Below are 16900 nucleotides of genomic sequence, written 5' to 3' on the forward strand. Positions count from 1 at the left end.
TCATCAGCTTCCCGCCCGTTGCGTGTCTTTTAAGTGATTGAGAATCGCTTTGATCTGTTGATCCTGGGGCTGTCTGAAAAAACCTTCGAAAGGGCATCCCAATTCTTTTGTCCGTTTGATGACAGCCTCCATTGTAAAATCAGCGGGAGACAGGTTTTGACCGACCTCCTCCCAAAAAAGCGGAGCAGCAACCGTGCCGATCCCGTTTCCTCTTGCAGAGTACGGGCAGATGATCGTCTTTCCAGGCGCATGCTGGACATAGTCAATGTAAAGCTTTCCGCTCCTGTTTTTAATCAGCCGTTCTGTTGTAAACAGATCGGGAAAAAGCGAGACGCAATAAGTGGCGGCAAAGCTAGTAAAGGTGCGGGTGTCTTCATAAGTAAATGCGTTTTTTGAAATCGGTATATAGATCTGTATCCCTTTATTACCCGACAGCTTCGGAAACGAAATGAGGCCGAGCTGGTCGAATAAACGGCGGAGCTCTTCCGCCGCGCGAACGGCGAGCGGAAATTCCGATTGTGATGGAGGATCAAGGTCAAATACGATTTCGGTCGGATCTTCCGTATCGGCCGTTTGAAAAGGGATATGAAATTCCAGTGCAAGCTGATTGGCAAGCCAGAACAAAACGGAGTAATCGTGGCAGACGATGTGCTCGTGTTCGTCATCCTTGATGGATGTCACAAACTCCGGGGCGTAGTCAGGCTTATTTTTTTGGAAAAAAGATTCCCCGCCGGCTCCGTGGGGATAGCGGATGACGGTAAGGGCCCGGTTTTCTAAAAAAGGGAGCAGAAAGTCGCCGATCTCTGCAAGATAGCTGATATAGTCGGCTTTCGATTTTTCACTTTCCGGAAAAATCACTTTGTCAAGGCTTGTCAGCTGCAAGGATGGATGAACATGTCTTGAGTGAAGCAAAAGCCGTGTATATGTGCATTCTTCCCATGACATATCAAATTCAAATGAAACAAACGATACTTCTCGCAGTGTGCCAAAATGTATCGTCAAATAATGCACCGTCAAACAAATCGAAGGGTCAATCGCATATTCTCCGGCCTTTGTTTCTCTTCCATGTTCTTTTACGATGGCGAGAATGGCGTTTCGTTCCTGCTCTCCGAGCCCGTGGGAAACAGATCCCATTTCCCTGATTTGTCCGCGGTCGGAAACGGAAATCGTCATATAGCCGTTTGCCTTATTGTATCCCGTCATAAAGACGGCGGCTTTTTTATAGTTTTTAAGCTTAAGCCACTCCGCCGTTTTTTTATTTTCCAGCCAGCGGCTGTCTTTTTTCTTCGCGACAATTCCTTCGCCATCAAACCTTTTGACCGCGTCCCAAAGTGAATGAAAATCCTGAGTCTCCGGGATATACTGAATCCGTTCAGTTGAGCGGGGCTCGGGAGCCATGGGCAGTCCGAGTCGTTTCAGCAAGTCAAAAAGCTTCTGTTTCCGTTCTGTATAAGGTAATGAAGCCACCGCTTCCCCTTTGTATGTCAGCAAATCAAAGGCGAGATATTGGCACGGTTTTGTTTCGGCCGCTTTCCCGATGAGATCGTTCCTTTTCATCATGCCTCTTTTTTGTACATACTCAAAGCTTGAACGAAAGCGGTTTGTCAAGGATACGATTTCGCCGTCGACCGTAAAGGGGAGAAGGTCTTCGAGGGTCGTCAGCTTGGTTTTGGCATCCATCACAATCTCGGGAAACAGCTTATCTAAAGGCTGGCTGTTTCTGCTGATCAATGAGACCCCGGTCTTGGAGACGCTCAGAAGGGCCCGATAGCCGTCGTACTTGGCTTCGTACCGCCAATGTTCGCCTAAGGGGGGCTCGGACGTGAGAACGGGCTGCATTGTGATGGCCATGTTTTACTTTGCTTCGGAGGCTTTTTTACGCGAGGTTTTCCGTTTTTTATCCTCCGCTCCTTTCGGTTTGATGGCTTTTTCGGCTTCTTGTTTTTTCGGGGCTTTTGTCCGCTCGATGCTTGCCTGAAGGGCGCTCACGAGATCGATGACATCTTCACGCGGACCGGCTGTTGGACTTGGCGCAACACCTTCATTTTGATCGATTTTTTCTTTTATTTTATCCATGACAGCAATTCTGTAAGTATCTTCATATTGTTCAGGCGCAAAAGAAGTCGTGAGTTCATCGATAAGCGAAATGGCTGTTTGCAGCTCTTTTTGATTGACCTCCGTTCCTTCAGGCACACCGGGGACATGGGCGGCATTCCGCACTTCATCAGGGTAGTGGATGGATTCCATTAAAATGCAATTTTCATATACGCGAAGAATGGCAAGCTGCTTTTTTGAGCGGATGGTGATGTGGGCGATTCCGATTTTTTCCGTCTGCCTCAGCGCTTCCCGCAGCAGGGTGTATGCCTTTGTTCCATTGTCTCCCGGTCCGACGAAATATGAACGGTTAAAATAGATCGGATCAATTTCCTTTAATTGGACAAAGTCAACGATTTCAACCGATTTCTCTTCCTGCTCTTCTTTCAGCTGCTTGAGCTCCTCATCTGTTAGGACGACATATTTGCCTTTGACATATTCGTATCCTTTGACGATATCCTCCGGAGCCACCTCCTCATGGCAATTTGTGCATTTTTTTTCATATTGGATGGGGGAGCGGCATTCTTTATGGAGTGATCGCAATTTAATGTCTTTATCTTCAGTCGCTGCGAACAGTTTAATCGGAATGTTGACAAGACCAAAGCTGATGGAGCCTTTCCACATCGTATGCATTTGTCCAACTCCTTTTTTCCTTAGTGATTCCTCGGTGCAGATTGTTTCATGAATAGTAACTTATGGATGTAAGGAGCATCGACAAAAAAAGCAGCAGTCAGAATTACATCTGAATGCTGCTGGCATGCATGCTTTGGTCATATATAAGCTTTTCCGCTTCCTCGGCGGACAGGAGACGGCTGTCGTTCCGCTGAAAAACATCACAGCCGTTTGCTGTTAAAAACTCTGCCTGCTCCGCGGTTTCAACTCCCTCTGCGGCGATATCAAGCGAAAGATGACGGGCGAAGGAAATAATCGCCCCGGCTATCTGTTCAGACTTTGAGCCTGAATGAACCCCTTTAATGATGGATTTATCGATTTTAATTTTGCTGATGGGGAGATCAAAAAGGGTGTGCAATGAGCCGCCGCCGCTTCCAAAATGATCAAGGCAGATAGGGACGCCAAGCTTTTGTAATAATGTAAGCCTTCTTTTTGTGTATGGCGAAGCCTTCATAAGGACGGCCTCTGCAACTTCCGCTTCGAGAAGTCCGGATGGAAGCCGGAGCTTTTTTATGCTGTTTTCAAAGGCCGACATGAACGGCTCAGAATCGAAGTGCCGGGAAGACAAGTTAACGGAAATGGTCAGCGGAATTCCGTTATCATGCCATTTTTTAGCCTGCCGGCAGACTTCATCTATCATCCATTCTTCCAAGTCTGCGATCAGAGCGGCGGCCTCGGAAAATCCGTGAATCATCCCATCTGACGCTTTTAGGCAGACCAGCGCTTCAACGCCCGTCATTTTTTTGGATGATGAGCTGAATTGCGGCGCATAGCGGAGGATAAACCGCCTGCCGGTCTGCGCCTTCTGAAGTTCGGCCTCTTTTTTTAAGACGGATCGTACTGCATTCCAATGGAAGGTGAGAAATATTGATATTTGCTTTGATTTTGTTTTTTTGCGGCGTACATGGCTATATCCGCTTTTTTTATCAGCTCTTCGCCGTCAGTCCCGTCAGTCGGAGAAATTGCGATACCGATGCTGACAGATGTGTTCAGCCTGTGTTTTTTAATATAAAAGGCCGACTCAAACTGCTGGATCAACCGTTCTGACAGCCTGTCAATGTTCTGTCTGTCCGGGTCCGCCGGGATGATGATAATAAATTCATCACCGCCCAGCCGGGCAATAAATCCTTGTTCAGGTACGCATTCCGCCAATCGTTTTGCCGCCTCTATCAGCAGCAGGTCGCCGATATTGTGGCCAAGATCGTCATTAAAAGCTTTAAAGCGGTTCAAATCCAAAAATAAAACGGCTGTCGCTTTCTGTTGTTGATGAAGCACATGTTTCAAATGGCTGACCGCGTACCGTCTGTTCGGCAGATCAGTTAAAGCATCGTAATGGGCCATTCTGTGGATTTTCCGTTCGGCTTCCCGCTGCTTCGTCATATCCTTGCAGATGACATATATACTGTCCAGCCGGCCTTTGACACACACTGGGATCATCGTCAAATTCAAGTCGAACCGGTTATCAAAAAGCGTGATTTGCGTGTCGCGGTTAAGCGCCTGCAGCTCATGTTTCACCTGATGAAACCAGCCGAGAAGCTTTTCATGGTCTTCCCGCCGAAAAAGACCTGAAAACAGGCCATATTCAACGCCCATCATTTTCAGGAACATGTATCCGGCCGAATTGGCGGACAGCATGCGTCCTTCAAGCGAGAAAACGTAGATGGGATCAATATTATGGTTAATCAAGGACTGAAACCGTTCCTCATTATCTTTGACTTTTTCTGCCTGGAACAGGAGGCGCTTGTCGGTAATTGCGCCGAAAATCAAAAGAGCCTGGAGGAACAGGGTGATCATGACAACCCCGATGCCCAGCTGGACGGCATCTATCCCCGTATAATCGGTGCGGTGTCCTTCAGTCATATGTAGGGAGGCTGCCGCCATTCCCGTATAGTGCATCCCTGAAATAGCGCCGCCCATGAAGAGCGCGCTTCCGATTTTAATGAAAAGCATCCGGAAGGAACCTGTTTTTTTGGCGAATACAAATGAAAGTTTCAAGGCTGCAAAAGAGGCCGTAATGGCAATTGCGAAAGATGCCGCATAAAGAGTGGGATTATAGACGATCTTTATATGGTCCATCGACTCCTTCCCGATAAAGTGCATTGATGCAATGGCGCTTCCCATTGCAAAAGAAGCGGCCCAAAGCCTCAATTTCGGCAGGTTCTTTCCATTCGCCACGTAAAATGAAAGAAGTGAACCAATAAAAGCGACAAAAATCGACAAAATGACCAGCCGCGGATCGTATGTCATGTCAGCTTCAGTTTGAAATGACATCATGCCGATAAAATGCATGGACCAGATGCCAAGTCCCATCGTAAGGGATCCCGCCAGGAGCCAGCCTTTGTTTTTCCATCCTTTTGTATGTACGACGCGTTCTGATAAATCAAGGGCGGTATAAGCTGCCAAAACGGCAGTTATATAAGACAAAACAATCAGCCCCGCATGATATTCACCAAATACTTCTGTCACTTTTCTCTCCGCCTTTTTACTAATGGTGTAACATGTAAATCTATATTTGCTGATAAAGGCGACTGCCGTTTTGTTTGTAGCGGTATGATTTGTGAATTATACTACATTTCATGATATTCGCCAATGAACCATGATCTCCTGCTGTCCTGTGGAGTTATGTTTTTTCTCTTCAAATCCCCCGGAATGTGTTAAAATCATTTTGTGCGTTCTTTTGAACTTAAAAATACCAATCGTTAAAGGTTGTGATCGATATCGAAGAAATGATTTTATCAATGGCAGAAGCATTTAAAAGTCTTTCGTATTTCGGCATTTTTTTGGCGCTTTGCATCGAGTTTGTGCCGGCTGAAATCGTCCTTCCGCTTGCGGGATACTGGGTCTATCAAGGGGACATGTCCCTTTGGGGCGTCGTTCTGGCAGGTTCGCTTGGCGGTGTTGTCGGGCCGCTGACTCTTTACTGGCTCGGCAGATACGGCGGGCGACCGTTTTTAGAACGGTATGGTAAATATTTTTTCATCAAACCTGAAGCGCTTGAGAAGTCAGACCGCTTTTTTGAGAAGCACGGCGGCTTTGTCGCATTCAGCGGCCGGTTTATTCCAGGGGTCAGGACGCTTATTTCGATTCCTTGCGGGCTGGCCAAAATGAATGTATGGGCTTTTTGCATATATACATTTATTGCAATTACACCGATTACGTTTGTTTATGTCTATTTAGGCTTTTACCTCGGTGAAAACTGGAAAACCGTCGGCAGCCTCCTTGACGGGTACCTTCTTCCGCTCGGAATCGCTATTGTCATTCTGTTTGTCCTGTATCTTTTTTTGAAAAACAGGAGGAACAAAGTAAAATCGCAAAGAGTTTCTTCTTTTTTAAATAAAAATAGGGATTGACAGCTCATTCATCTGAGGTTAGTATTATCTTATAATTCAATATTTTTTCTTTTTTCCCAAAGGGGAGTAGCGTCCGGTCTGAATGAATGAACCGGAAACAAAGTCGTCAGTTCATGGATGTCCATCCATCGGCTTTGTTGGCATGTTTTAATCAATGATAACCATGTCTAGCAAGACCTTTGCCTAATGTTGGCAGAGGTCTTTTTTGTTTGCTGAAAATACCCTGCCGCATTAGCGGGAATAAGAGAAAGAAACAATCACTTAGGAGGGATTTTTGAAATGGATGCAGCATTGTTACTTGAATATGGTTGGGTTCTTCTCATTTTAGTCGGGCTGGAGGGGATTTTGGCTGCTGACAACGCACTCGTCATGGCGGTCATGGTTAAACACTTGCCTGAAAAAGAAAGGAAAAAAGCGCTCTTCTACGGGCTGGCCGGCGCATTTGCGATGAGATTCGGCGCATTGTTCGCCATCTCATTTCTTGTGAATGTTTGGCAGGTCCAAGCGATCGGAGCTCTCTATCTGCTTTATATTTCCATCCATCATATTTTGAAAACCCATGTTCTGAAAAAAGGCGAAAAAGTGAAGGAAACGAAAAAAAGCGGTTTTTGGCCGACTGTTATTAAGGTCGAACTGGCGGATATCGCCTTTGCCGTAGACTCTATTTTAGCCGCGGTGGCGCTGGCTGTTACGCTGCCCGCAACAAACCTTCCGCAAATCGGAGGGCTTGACGGCGGCCAGTTTATCGTCATCCTGGCGGGAGGTATCATAGGACTTGTTATCATGCGTTTTGCCGCAAGTGCGTTTGTAAATGTGCTGAAGAAGCGTCCGAGCCTGGAAACGGCTGCATTTCTGATCGTCGGCTGGGTCGGTGTCAAACTGGCGCTTTACACGCTTGCACATCCGCAAATCCATATCGTATCCGAGCATTTTATCCATTCTGGAACATGGAAATTCATCTTCTGGGCTGTACTTCTTGCGATCGCTCTCGGAGGATGGTTCTTGACAAATCCGAAAAAACAAGAAACAAAAGCTGTTCAGGAGTAGCATATTTGAGGCCGCCGGCATGTTCCGGCGGCTTTTTTGTTGCGGACAAAAAAACCCAAAGTTCGGCCTTTTCCGCGTAAATGTTGTCGCTTTTAAACGAAATAACATTTCATTTTATTAACAAGGATGTTACAAAAACAGCGGAAAACCCCCCTAATCAACAAGTAAATAACGAATTGATCTATAAGATAAAGCAATTGATTGTCATATTTGAAAAAATAGAAATGAATTCCACCTTTTCTCCTTTGCGAATCCCTATCAAATTAGCTATCATAAATGAGTAGTATAGGGAGGAACTGAGGTGAAACCAGTGCTTAGCCTTTTGTTTAAGACGGGAAAAAAGAAACCGACATTGGAAGAGTCTGTGATCAGCATACAAAAAGGAAATCAGCAGTTGCAAAACGAGCTTATTGAGCAATATAAGCCTTTTGTGGCTAAAACGGTTTCATCTGTGTGCAAACGATATATAGATGAAAAAGACGATGAATTCAGCATTGGCTTGATCGCTTTTAATGAAGCCATTGAAAAATATTCTTCTGAAAAGGGAAATTCCCTGCTTGCATTCGCAGAACTGATTATTAAACGAAAAGTGATAGATTATATAAGAAAAGAAGCAAGAAACGCCCAAAATGTGAACATGGATTTACAAGAAGGAGAAGAGCAGGAATCATCTCAAAGTGTGATTGAAGCGGAACTTTCAATAAACGAATTTAACCGCCAGCTCGAACAGGAACAAAGACGGGAGGAAATTCTGCATTTTAAAGCCAGGCTGAAAAGCTTCGGTTTGTCGTTTTCAGATTTGCTGGAGAACTCCCCTAAACATACGGATGCCAGGCAAAACGCCATTAAAGTGGCACTGACGCTTGTCGAGCATGAGGATTTGCTGGCGATGCTGTTTCAAAAAAGGCAGCTGCCCGTTAAACAGCTGGAGAAGCTGGTGGCTGTAAGCAGAAAAACAGTTGAAAGAAACCGAAAATATATCATCGCCATGGTCATTATTATAACCGGCGATTATGTTTACCTTAAAGATTATCTAAAAGGGGTGCTCAACTCATGAGAAGAGGGATTATTGTAGAAAAAAATAAAAAATTCGTCACATTGCTAACCCCTGACGGACAATTTTTAAAAGCAAAGAAAACAGAGGAAGACTATGAAATCGGTCAGGAGATTACATTCCCCGCGGAGACCAGAATGGCAAGGAGGCGCGCTGGTTTTTTTGATCTGCTTTCACTTCGGCCGTTAAAAGCCGGCGTTTTCTCCATCGCGGCGATCATGTTGTTCGCTTTTATGATCATTCCTGATGTTTTGAACAACAAAGCATATGCATACATGACGATTGACATTAATCCCAGCTTTGAATTGACGCTTAACAAAAACTGTGAAGTCGTGGACTTGGTCCCGCTGAATAAGGATGGAAAAGACTTAGTGGGAAGGATAGAAAATTGGAAAAATTCAGACTTCAAAGAAGTTGTCAGTGAAATCGTTGAAGATAGCGATAAATTAGGATATGTCAAAAAATCCAAGGAAATATTGATTGCCACAGTATATGAAAATAATGAAGATGATACATATAAAGCAACGATTAAAAGCGAAATTGATGATGTCGCAAAAAAATATCAAGAACGGGATTATAAGATGGAGTCCGTAGAATCAGACCTTGATACACGCGCAAAAGCTCAAAAGGAAGGGATTTCCACAGGCCGCTATATCCGGTCCCATGAAAAAGAAGCGCAAGATCCAAACGCTGAAGATGGACAGGATGCAACACAAGATCAAAACCAAGATGATGCTGAAAAAAATGAAAAAGACAAAGCTGTTAAAGAAGAAGACCAGACTGAACATGAGGCAAATGATGAAGATTCCGAAACCGAAGATCAGCCGGACGACCAAAAATCTTCAAGCCATGATCAGAATGAATCTGATCAGGATATAAAGAAAGAAGAGGAGACAAATACCCCAAACAATCAAAACCCTCAAGAAAAATATAATAATGACAATAACGAGCAGCAGCCGGAGGAAGGAAATGCTAAAAAAGGTTCTGGTTCAGAGAGCCCTCATCAAACCAAACCTCCGATTCAAAAGGAGAAGAGACCCTCTGAACATTTAAATCAAGAATATCCGCCGAGCAGTCCCGGCGAATAATTCAAGAGGTATTTATTTGTCAGTATTTCCATTGAGCTGAGCTTGTGCCTGCTGTACAAGACGTTTTGTCATTTCCCCGCCAACAGATCCATTTGAGCGAGCGACTGAATCTGATCCGAGCTGTACGCCGAATTCTTGAGCAATTTCGTATTTGAATTGGTCTAGTACTTGCTCTGCCCCAGGGACAACCAATTTGTTTGTTCTTGCCATGTTTTCAACTCCTTTTTTAAGTGTGCTGGCTTGTTTAGTTTGAAATGGACAGGGGCTTTTTATGCTGGCAATTGTTGAAGTCCATATGAAAAGCGCCCGGCTGTATCAAGCCAGGCGCGTCAAAAAATCATTTCATGTCGTGTTTTGTCAGCACGCTATCGATCATCGCCTGAGCCGTCGCCTGAATATGGGAGGCGATGACAGACAGTACCGTGACCGCGGTGATATCTCTAATTTTCTTCCATTCCGGATCAGGCAGATCATGATAAAAATCCCGCAGGTGATCCGTTTCCTGAAAGACGATCGTTTCCAATGCAGATTCTTTCCGTGTATAATCCTTTATCTGATGGACATGATCAAGAACACGAGCACAGCCTTCGTAAAAGCGGAGCGGACTGACGACGTCGTCAGATCGATCAGTAATCGTGTTGAAAATCGTTTTTAAAATGGGCCGGATCGTTTCAAAGTCATAAACTGATTTTAAATCCCGTACAATAAGAAGGATGACGGCCTGGTCAATCGAATACTTCTTGCCCAGTTCCGGATGGCCCATCAAGTCTTTAATATCACGTTTAATCCAGTTTTGGATGGCGGTTGATTTTAAAGAGGTTAATTCACACAGATTACCGAGCTCGACAATTTCGTTTGTGGATAGCCCGTGTTCAGTTTTTTGTTTTTTGCGTTCGTAGCGGATGATGAACTCGGGGATCTTCAAATGGTCTTCCGCTTCTTCGATTGTCAGGTCGGCTGACCGCAATAGAATAGTAAGCGGACTTAGATCCAGTTGTCCTTTGAGCGAATACATCAGTTTGGCCATTTCCAGGCGAGTCAGTTTAAAAGGTTCCATATTCCACCTCGATATGTCATTAAAAATGAAATAGCAAACATAAACATTATCTTACGTCTTATCACTTGCATTTTCAATTCAATGCCGTATAATTTTATTATACGAGTTCATTTGATCTTATTATAACATGGAGGTAATTATGGGAAAACGAATCCTTCTCTTTCTTTTATCGAACATTTTGGTCATCACGACCATCGGCATCGTTTTATCGATCATCGGTTCGCTGACAGGCGTCGGGACGTATTTTACAGCCGGTGGGGGCATTCATATAGGCGCCCTTCTCGTCTTCAGCGCGGTCGTCGGTTTTGTCGGTTCCTTTATGTCGCTTTCGATGTCAAGATGGATGGCGAAAATGGCGATGGGCGTTCAGGTGCTGAACCCCGAAAAGCAGACGCTCAGCTACGAAGAGCAGCAATTGGTTGACCGCGTTCATAAATTGGCGCGGGCTGCCGGATTGACGAAAATGCCTGAAGTCGGGATTTACAACTCCCGTGAAGTGAACGCGTTTGCGACAGGACCTTCTAAAAACCGCTCGCTTGTCGCTGTGTCAACAGGGCTTCTTCAGGAAATGGATGATGATGCGGTCGAAGGCGTCCTCGCTCATGAAGTCGCACATATCGCGAACGGCGACATGGTGACGATGACCCTGCTTCAAGGTATTGTCAACACATTCGTCGTTTTCTTTGCAAGGATTGCTGCGTGGGCGGTATCCCGAGTCGTTCGTGAGGAGCTGGCTCCGATCGTTCACTTTATCGCGGTTATTGTGTTCCAAATCGCATTTTCCATTCTCGGAAGCCTCGTCGTTTTCGCCTATTCGCGCCATCGCGAGTACCATGCTGACAGAGGAGGAGCAGATCTTGCCGGCAAGGATAAGATGATTCACGCGCTTCGTTCCCTCCAGCAGTACACATCAAGAATCAAAGAAGAACAGGCTTCTGTGGCGACATTGAAAATCAGCGGTAAAAAACATTCTTCACTGTTTTCGACCCATCCTGATTTACACGATAGAATCCGCCGTCTGGAAGCCAAATAAAAAACGAAATAACCCCCTTTCAAAAGGGGGGTTATTTTTTTAAATTCAAAAATATGAATTCACCTGTACACAAAAGAATGTTTCCTTTAAAATGGAACACGTTATACAAGAAAATGATGTTACAACTATTGAATACGAAAAAGAAGGATCGATTATGAAAGTTTTACTGAACAAGCTTTTGCGTGTCCTGTCTCCTGTACAGCTGATCGCACTATATTATTTTTTGGCGGTTTCTGTTTCCGTGATATTATTAAGCCTCCCCATAGCACATCAAAAGGATGTGGAATGGTCATTTATCGACGCTCTGTTTACGGCTGTGAGCGCCGTGAGCGTGACCGGTTTGACGGTGGTCGATACGGCCGATACATTCAGCACGGCCGGAATTTGGATTTTGGCGTTCGTGCTTCAGTTTGGGGGGATCGGCATTATGACGCTCGGAACCTTTGTGTGGCTGATCTTCGGTAAGCGAATCGGCTTGAAAGAGCGTCGCCTGATTATGACAGACCAAAACCAGTCCAATTTATCAGGGATTGTCAAGCTGATGAAGCATGTGCTTGTGCTGATCCTTTTGATCGAATTATTTGGCGGACTGATCCTCGGCACTTATTTCCTCAAGTATTTTGATTCGCCGGGGGAAGCGTTTATACATGGCTTTTTTACCAGCATCAGCGCGACAACGAACGCCGGTTTTGATATTACCGGTGATTCGATGATTCCGTTCCGGCATGATTATTTTGTGCAATTTATCGTGATCATGCTGCTCATTTTCGGAGCGATCGGTTTTCCGGTCCTGATTGAAGTGAAGGACTTTCTGCTCAACAAAGAGCGAAAATTCACCTTCAGTTTATTTACAAAGCTGACGACAATCACTTTTTTCCTTTTAGTCGTCGGAGGTGCCATCGCCATTTTCGCCATGGAAGCCCGCTTTGCCTTTTTGGGGAAAACATGGCATGAAATTTTATTTTACTCTCTGTTTCAGTCCGCGGCGACGCGAAGCGGGGGACTCGCCACAATGGACATCAGCCAATTTACAGATACGACGATATTGTTTATGTGCATGCTGATGTTTATCGGCGCGTCGCCGAGTTCTGTCGGCGGGGGGATCAGAACGACGACTTTTGCTTTAAACCTGCTGGCCTTATTCCATTTCGCAAGAGGAAATAAATCGGTGAAACTCTTTAAAAGAGAGCTGCATCAGTCCGATTTGATGAAATCGTTGGTCGTGACGATGGTAGCGGTGCTGCTTGTCCTTTGTTCAACACTCATTTTAACGGCGACTGAAAAACACTCGTTGCTGGAATTGATGTTTGAAGTATGTTCGGCTTTCGGTACGACCGGTTTATCCCTGGGAATTACGGCTGATCTCAGCACAATAGGAAAAATCGTCATTATGACGCTGATGTTCATCGGACGGATCGGAATTGTAACACTGCTTTATTTAATAGGAAGAAAAGAAGTTGAAGCAAATTACCACTATCCAAAAGAAAGAATTATTATCGGATAAAAAGGCGGCCCATGCGGCTGTCTTTTTTTATCCACATAAAGTCACTATTTGTATGATATAATGCTTAAATGGCGGACTTGAAAAAAAAGGGGGAAACGAGATGAAAAAGAGAATCGTCCATTTGTTTATGGCCGCCGGATTTCTATTGCTTGTCGGGGCTTGTTCGAACGAACCGACGGCAAAAGAAAGCATGGATCAATATGTAGACAAATGGAACAAGCAGAATTTTGAAGAAATGTATGATCAGCTGTCTACGGAAGCGCAAAAATCGATTTCAAAAGACGAATTCGTGAAACGAAACAAATCCATTTATGAACAGGTCGGGGTTTCTGACCTTAAAGTGTCGGCCGTTGATCAGGACGAAAAAAATAACGACAAAAAAGAAACGCAAACGATTCCCTATAAAGTCAGCATGAAGACATTGGCCGGACCCGTTTCTTTTGAAGGAAAAGCAAAGCTTGTGAAAGAGGAGAAAGATGGCAAAACATCGTGGAACATTAACTGGAATCCATCCTTTATTTTTTCACAGCTGAAAAAAGGGGAAACGATCCGGATTACCGCGAAGGAACCTGTGCGGGGCAGCATTTATGACAGGAACGGCAAGGCGCTTGCAACGAATGCGACTGTACCCGAAATCGGCGTCGTCCGCGGAGAACTCGGGGATGATAAAGACGGAGTGCTGAAAAAGCTGGCCGGCATACTGGACATGAAAAAAGAAGATATTGAAAAACAGCTGTCCGCCGAATGGGTGCAAGATGATTCCTTTATCCCTCTTAAAAAAGCGAAGCCGAATGAGAAGGACGTTATCAAAAAAGCGACCTCTCTCCCTGGGGTTTTAAAACAGGACACGACTTCCAGATTTTATCCTTACGGTGAAAAAGCGGCTCATCTTACCGGATACATAAGGCCGATAACCGAGGAAGAATTAAAGCAGAATAAAGATAACTACAGCCAAACGTCACTGCTTGGCATCGTCGGACTTGAACACATTTATGAAAAGAAGCTGAGGGGTGAAATCGGCTGGACGATTTCGATTCCGGAATCAGGTGCAACGATCGCTTCAAAAGATGCCAAGGATGGAACCGATATACACACGACAATCGATATCAAAAAACAGGAAGAACTCTACAGCCAATTGAAAGATGACTCCGGAGCCGCGGTAGCCTTGCAGCCGCAGACAGGGGAGACATTGGCGCTTGTCAGCGCACCTTCCTACGATCCAAACGGGTTTTTGTTTGGCTGGAAGAAGGGGGAATGGGAAAAGCTCAATAAGGATGGAGCGGCTCCGTTCACAGCTAAATTCAACAAAACGTATGCACCCGGTTCAACCATTAAGCCGATTACGGCTTCAATCGGGCTGAAAAACGGTGCAATCAAGGCGGATGAAAAGAAACAGATCATCGGAAAGGAATGGCAGAAAGATTCGTCATGGGGCGGATATAAAGTCGCACGGGTTTCCGAGCAATTAAGCGAAGTCGACTTGGAAAATGCATTGATCACCTCTGACAACATCTACTTTGCCCAGACAGCCATTGACACGGGTAAGGACAAATTTATCGAAGGGCTGAAATCGTTCGGTTTTGAAGAAAAGCTTGATTATGAATTTCCGACAACGGCGTCTTCCATCTCAAACGACGGAATCGACTCAGAAATTCTGCTGGGCGATACAGCATACGGACAGGGGCAGATGCTCATGTCTCCGATTCATTTGGCAGCCGCCTACACGCCATTTTTAAATGACGGGGATTTGATCAAGCCGCGCCTGATCAAAAAGGATGGCGATGAGAAGGAAATCTGGCACAAACAACTCGTCACAGCAGACGAAGCTGCGGCCATCACAAAAGGCCTGAAAGGCGTTGTGGAAGACCCGCGCGGTTCAGCTTATAAGCCGGTCGCTCAGGGACTGACAATCGCAGGCAAGACGGGGACCGCCGAGCTGAAAAAGAAAAAGGACGAAAAAGGAAAAGAAAACGGCTGGTTCACCGCCTATGATTATAAAAACAAAGATCTTTTGATCACAATGATGATTGAGGATGTGTCAAACCGCGGAGGCAGCTCATACGTCGTCAATAAAGTGAAGCAAATATTTAAGTAAGCACCGGATATCCGGTGCTTTTTTTCTTTCCGGAAAATGGATGTGTGGAAGGATGTATTTAGGAAAGGATATGAATGAAAACCCGGGAAGAAAGGAATGTCAGCATGAAAAGAAAAGTTGCCAAAAATGAAGCCGCCCTTAACAATAAAACACCGACTGAAAGCATGCATGATCATCAATATATGACACAATTTGATGCTGAAAACGGAGACAGGGGCGCAAACCGCAATTCAAAGCAAGGAAAACAGGGAGACTGATGGAGCGGTGGAGAAAAATCAAAAAAGCAAGGACATGCAACATCATAAAAAGCCGATGAACAAAAAAGTGCTTCAGGAGGAATTTTCGGGCGAACTCGGCGATGTCAACGCCTTTAAATTTATAGACGTAATCGAGCAGAACAAAAAGAAGAAAAAGAAACAAGCCGAACAGGATAAACAGAAAGACTGACTGGAAGGATGGGTCCCCTGAAACAGTAAAGGGGGTCCTTTTTATATATATGAGGAAAAGGGGATGTATTCGGACTGAGAGGGGTATATTTTTTTTGCCTCTTCATCATTTTTCACAACAAGAATCCCCCTCATTTGTTCACTGTAAAAACAAATAAGGGGGATTCGCTTTTGATATTGAGAGAGATGCTCTGAAGAATAAGTAAGTGGCCCGCCCACTCTCCTATTTTGAATAGGCGTTATACCTGCCCTGTTTTTTTAACCATTTCATTAAATTCGTCATTTTCAATTCGATTACCGGCTGTGCCACCGTTTTGACAAAGCTGCTGGACAAGAAGAAGGTCAAGACGGCGGTTGCGATGATCAGCACGGTCAGGCTCTGATAGTCGGCGAGCCATTCTTCCGCACCGGTTTTTCTGAATGATTTGATAATAAAGCCATGCAGCAAATATACATAAAACGTCCGCGTCCCCCAAAGGGTAAAGAAATACCGTTTTTCAGGAACGAGCGCCATAAATCCGAAGGTTGAAGCAAACGTCAGCACAAGGAGCGCGACGCGGTTCAGGCCGCTTTTGATTCCAACGTCTCCAAATTCGGAGTAGGGCTTGGAGCCAAACAGCCATGAGTAATCAAAATCGACGAAGAAATAAAAAACAAATGTCGCCGCCAAAACGGCTAATGCCGCCTGCTTTCCTTTCCAGCCCTTCAGCATTTTGAAATGATCTTTTTTCAGATAGTACCCTGCCAAAAAGACCGGGAAGAAAACAAACGTCCTTGATAAGCTGAGGGTATCGCTGACGGCGTCGACATAGCCGACGAGAACGGCGATCGCAAGGCTTGCGGCAAACGCCCATTTTCCCGGTAATGCTGTAAAAGGAAACAAAAGAAGATTCCAAAAAAACAGGCTGAGCAGAAACCAAAGCGACCACTGCGGTTCAAACGGATTGGCCGCGGACAGGCTTTGGTCATCTATAAACGAATAAAAAACCGTATAGATTCCCTGGAAAATCAAATAGGGGACAATCAGTTTCAACGCGATTTTTTTCATATATCCGGGCCTGTTAAATCCTTTTGCAAAATAGCCTGAAATGAGGATAAAAGCCGGCATATGAAATGTGTAGATGAATTTATAAATATGAAGCAGCACATCATTGTCATTGATATATGACCGAATGATGTGGCCGAATACGACAAGAAAAATTAAAAGAAATTTGGCGTTGTCAAAATAGCTGTCACGTGAATTCGACATAACATCACCCTTTATTGAAAAGTTAACAGCAGAACAGCTGAAAGCCGGAGGCCTGTTTGGCATGCGTCTTTATCATTGTTGCCCGCCAATTAAATTTTAAAGTAGAAACGCTGTCTTTTCCTATGAAGTAAGCCTCATTGTTAGGGCCATGTAACTGAATCGTAAGAAACTTTTTTATCGTCATCAACCTGTAAAATCGGTGGAAATCTTG

Annotated in this window: 16 protein-coding genes; 9 read left to right on the forward strand and 7 right to left on the reverse strand. The window is 44.8% G+C overall.

The window, feature by feature from the left end; all coding sequences use genetic code 11:
• Window positions 1-3: 3 nt before the first annotated feature.
• From R5H20_RS07675 to R5H20_RS07690, 4 genes are all read right to left on the reverse strand, one after another.
• On the reverse strand, window positions 4-1851 hold the full coding sequence (locus R5H20_RS07675; protein ID WP_006638479.1) for a DNA ligase D: 1848 nt from the start codon (window positions 1849-1851) through the stop codon (window positions 4-6).
• A gap of 3 nt (window positions 1852-1854) precedes the next feature.
• Window positions 1855-2727, reverse strand: a complete 873-nt coding sequence (locus tag R5H20_RS07680) for a non-homologous end joining protein Ku (protein ID WP_006638478.1) — start codon at window positions 2725-2727, stop codon at window positions 1855-1857.
• A 103-nt stretch (window positions 2728-2830) separates the two neighbouring features.
• On the reverse strand, window positions 2831-3640 hold the full coding sequence (locus R5H20_RS07685) for an EAL domain-containing protein (protein WP_081605383.1): 810 nt from the start codon (window positions 3638-3640) through the stop codon (window positions 2831-2833).
• On the reverse strand, window positions 3592-5232 hold the full coding sequence (locus R5H20_RS07690; protein WP_224254487.1) for a diguanylate cyclase domain-containing protein: 1641 nt from the start codon (window positions 5230-5232) through the stop codon (window positions 3592-3594). The genes R5H20_RS07685 and R5H20_RS07690 overlap by 49 nt, the downstream gene beginning before the upstream one ends.
• A gap of 260 nt (window positions 5233-5492) precedes the next feature.
• Here R5H20_RS07690 and R5H20_RS07695 point away from each other — a divergent pair, with 260 nt between their 5' ends.
• The 4 genes from R5H20_RS07695 (at window position 5493) to R5H20_RS07710 (ending at window position 9305) form a co-directional block, all read left to right on the forward strand.
• Complete coding sequence (locus R5H20_RS07695; protein ID WP_006638475.1) at window positions 5493-6116, forward strand: DedA family protein; 624 nt, start codon at window positions 5493-5495, stop codon at window positions 6114-6116.
• 279 nt (window positions 6117-6395) lie between these two features.
• Window positions 6396-7163 carry a TerC family protein gene (locus R5H20_RS07700; protein WP_006638474.1) on the forward strand — a complete coding sequence of 256 codons (768 nt, stop codon included), beginning with the start codon at window positions 6396-6398 and terminating at the stop codon, window positions 7161-7163.
• Window positions 7164-7464: 301 nt separating this feature from the next.
• Window positions 7465-8220 (forward strand): RNA polymerase sigma factor SigI, encoded by a 756-nt coding sequence (sigI, locus tag R5H20_RS07705; RefSeq protein ID WP_006638473.1) that lies wholly within the window; start codon window positions 7465-7467, stop codon window positions 8218-8220.
• Window positions 8217-9305, forward strand: coding sequence for an anti-sigma factor domain-containing protein (locus R5H20_RS07710; protein ID WP_006638472.1), 1089 nt, complete (start codon window positions 8217-8219; stop codon window positions 9303-9305). Before sigI ends, R5H20_RS07710 begins: the two co-directional genes overlap by 4 nt.
• Before the next feature lie 12 nt (window positions 9306-9317).
• On the opposite strand, the gene R5H20_RS07715 is transcribed toward R5H20_RS07710, so the two are convergent.
• Complete coding sequence (locus R5H20_RS07715; protein ID WP_006638471.1) at window positions 9318-9515, reverse strand: alpha/beta-type small acid-soluble spore protein; 198 nt, start codon at window positions 9513-9515, stop codon at window positions 9318-9320.
• Window positions 9516-9642: 127 nt separating this feature from the next.
• A complete protein-coding gene (locus R5H20_RS07720) occupies window positions 9643-10362 on the reverse strand; it encodes a DUF1836 domain-containing protein (RefSeq protein WP_006638470.1) in 720 nt (239 codons plus the stop codon).
• 139 nt (window positions 10363-10501) lie between these two features.
• Between R5H20_RS07720 and htpX the strand changes: the two genes are divergently transcribed.
• From htpX to R5H20_RS07745, 5 genes are all read left to right on the forward strand, one after another.
• On the forward strand, window positions 10502-11395 hold the full coding sequence (gene htpX, locus R5H20_RS07725) for a protease HtpX (RefSeq protein ID WP_006638469.1): 894 nt from the start codon (window positions 10502-10504) through the stop codon (window positions 11393-11395).
• 154 nt (window positions 11396-11549) lie between these two features.
• Complete coding sequence (locus R5H20_RS07730) at window positions 11550-12899, forward strand: TrkH family potassium uptake protein (RefSeq protein WP_006638468.1); 1350 nt, start codon at window positions 11550-11552, stop codon at window positions 12897-12899.
• Window positions 12900-12999: 100 nt separating this feature from the next.
• On the forward strand, window positions 13000-14994 hold the full coding sequence (locus tag R5H20_RS07735; protein ID WP_006638467.1) for a penicillin-binding transpeptidase domain-containing protein: 1995 nt from the start codon (window positions 13000-13002) through the stop codon (window positions 14992-14994).
• A gap of 104 nt (window positions 14995-15098) precedes the next feature.
• Entirely contained in the window at window positions 15099-15251 is a 153-nt protein-coding gene (locus tag R5H20_RS07740) for a hypothetical protein (protein ID WP_167373798.1), read from the forward strand.
• A gap of 7 nt (window positions 15252-15258) precedes the next feature.
• Complete coding sequence (locus tag R5H20_RS07745) at window positions 15259-15441, forward strand: hypothetical protein (RefSeq protein ID WP_006638465.1); 183 nt, start codon at window positions 15259-15261, stop codon at window positions 15439-15441.
• Window positions 15442-15663: 222 nt separating this feature from the next.
• On the opposite strand, the gene R5H20_RS07750 is transcribed toward R5H20_RS07745, so the two are convergent.
• The gene (locus tag R5H20_RS07750; RefSeq protein ID WP_006638464.1) at window positions 15664-16689 is read right to left on the reverse strand and encodes an acyltransferase family protein; all 1026 of its coding nucleotides are present in this window, start codon (window positions 16687-16689) and stop codon (window positions 15664-15666) included.
• Window positions 16690-16900: the final 211 nt, after the last annotated feature.

The sequence above is a fragment of the Bacillus sp. KICET-3 genome, assembly GCF_033261025.1.
Lineage (GTDB): Bacteria > Bacillota > Bacilli > Bacillales > Bacillaceae > Bacillus > Bacillus sonorensis.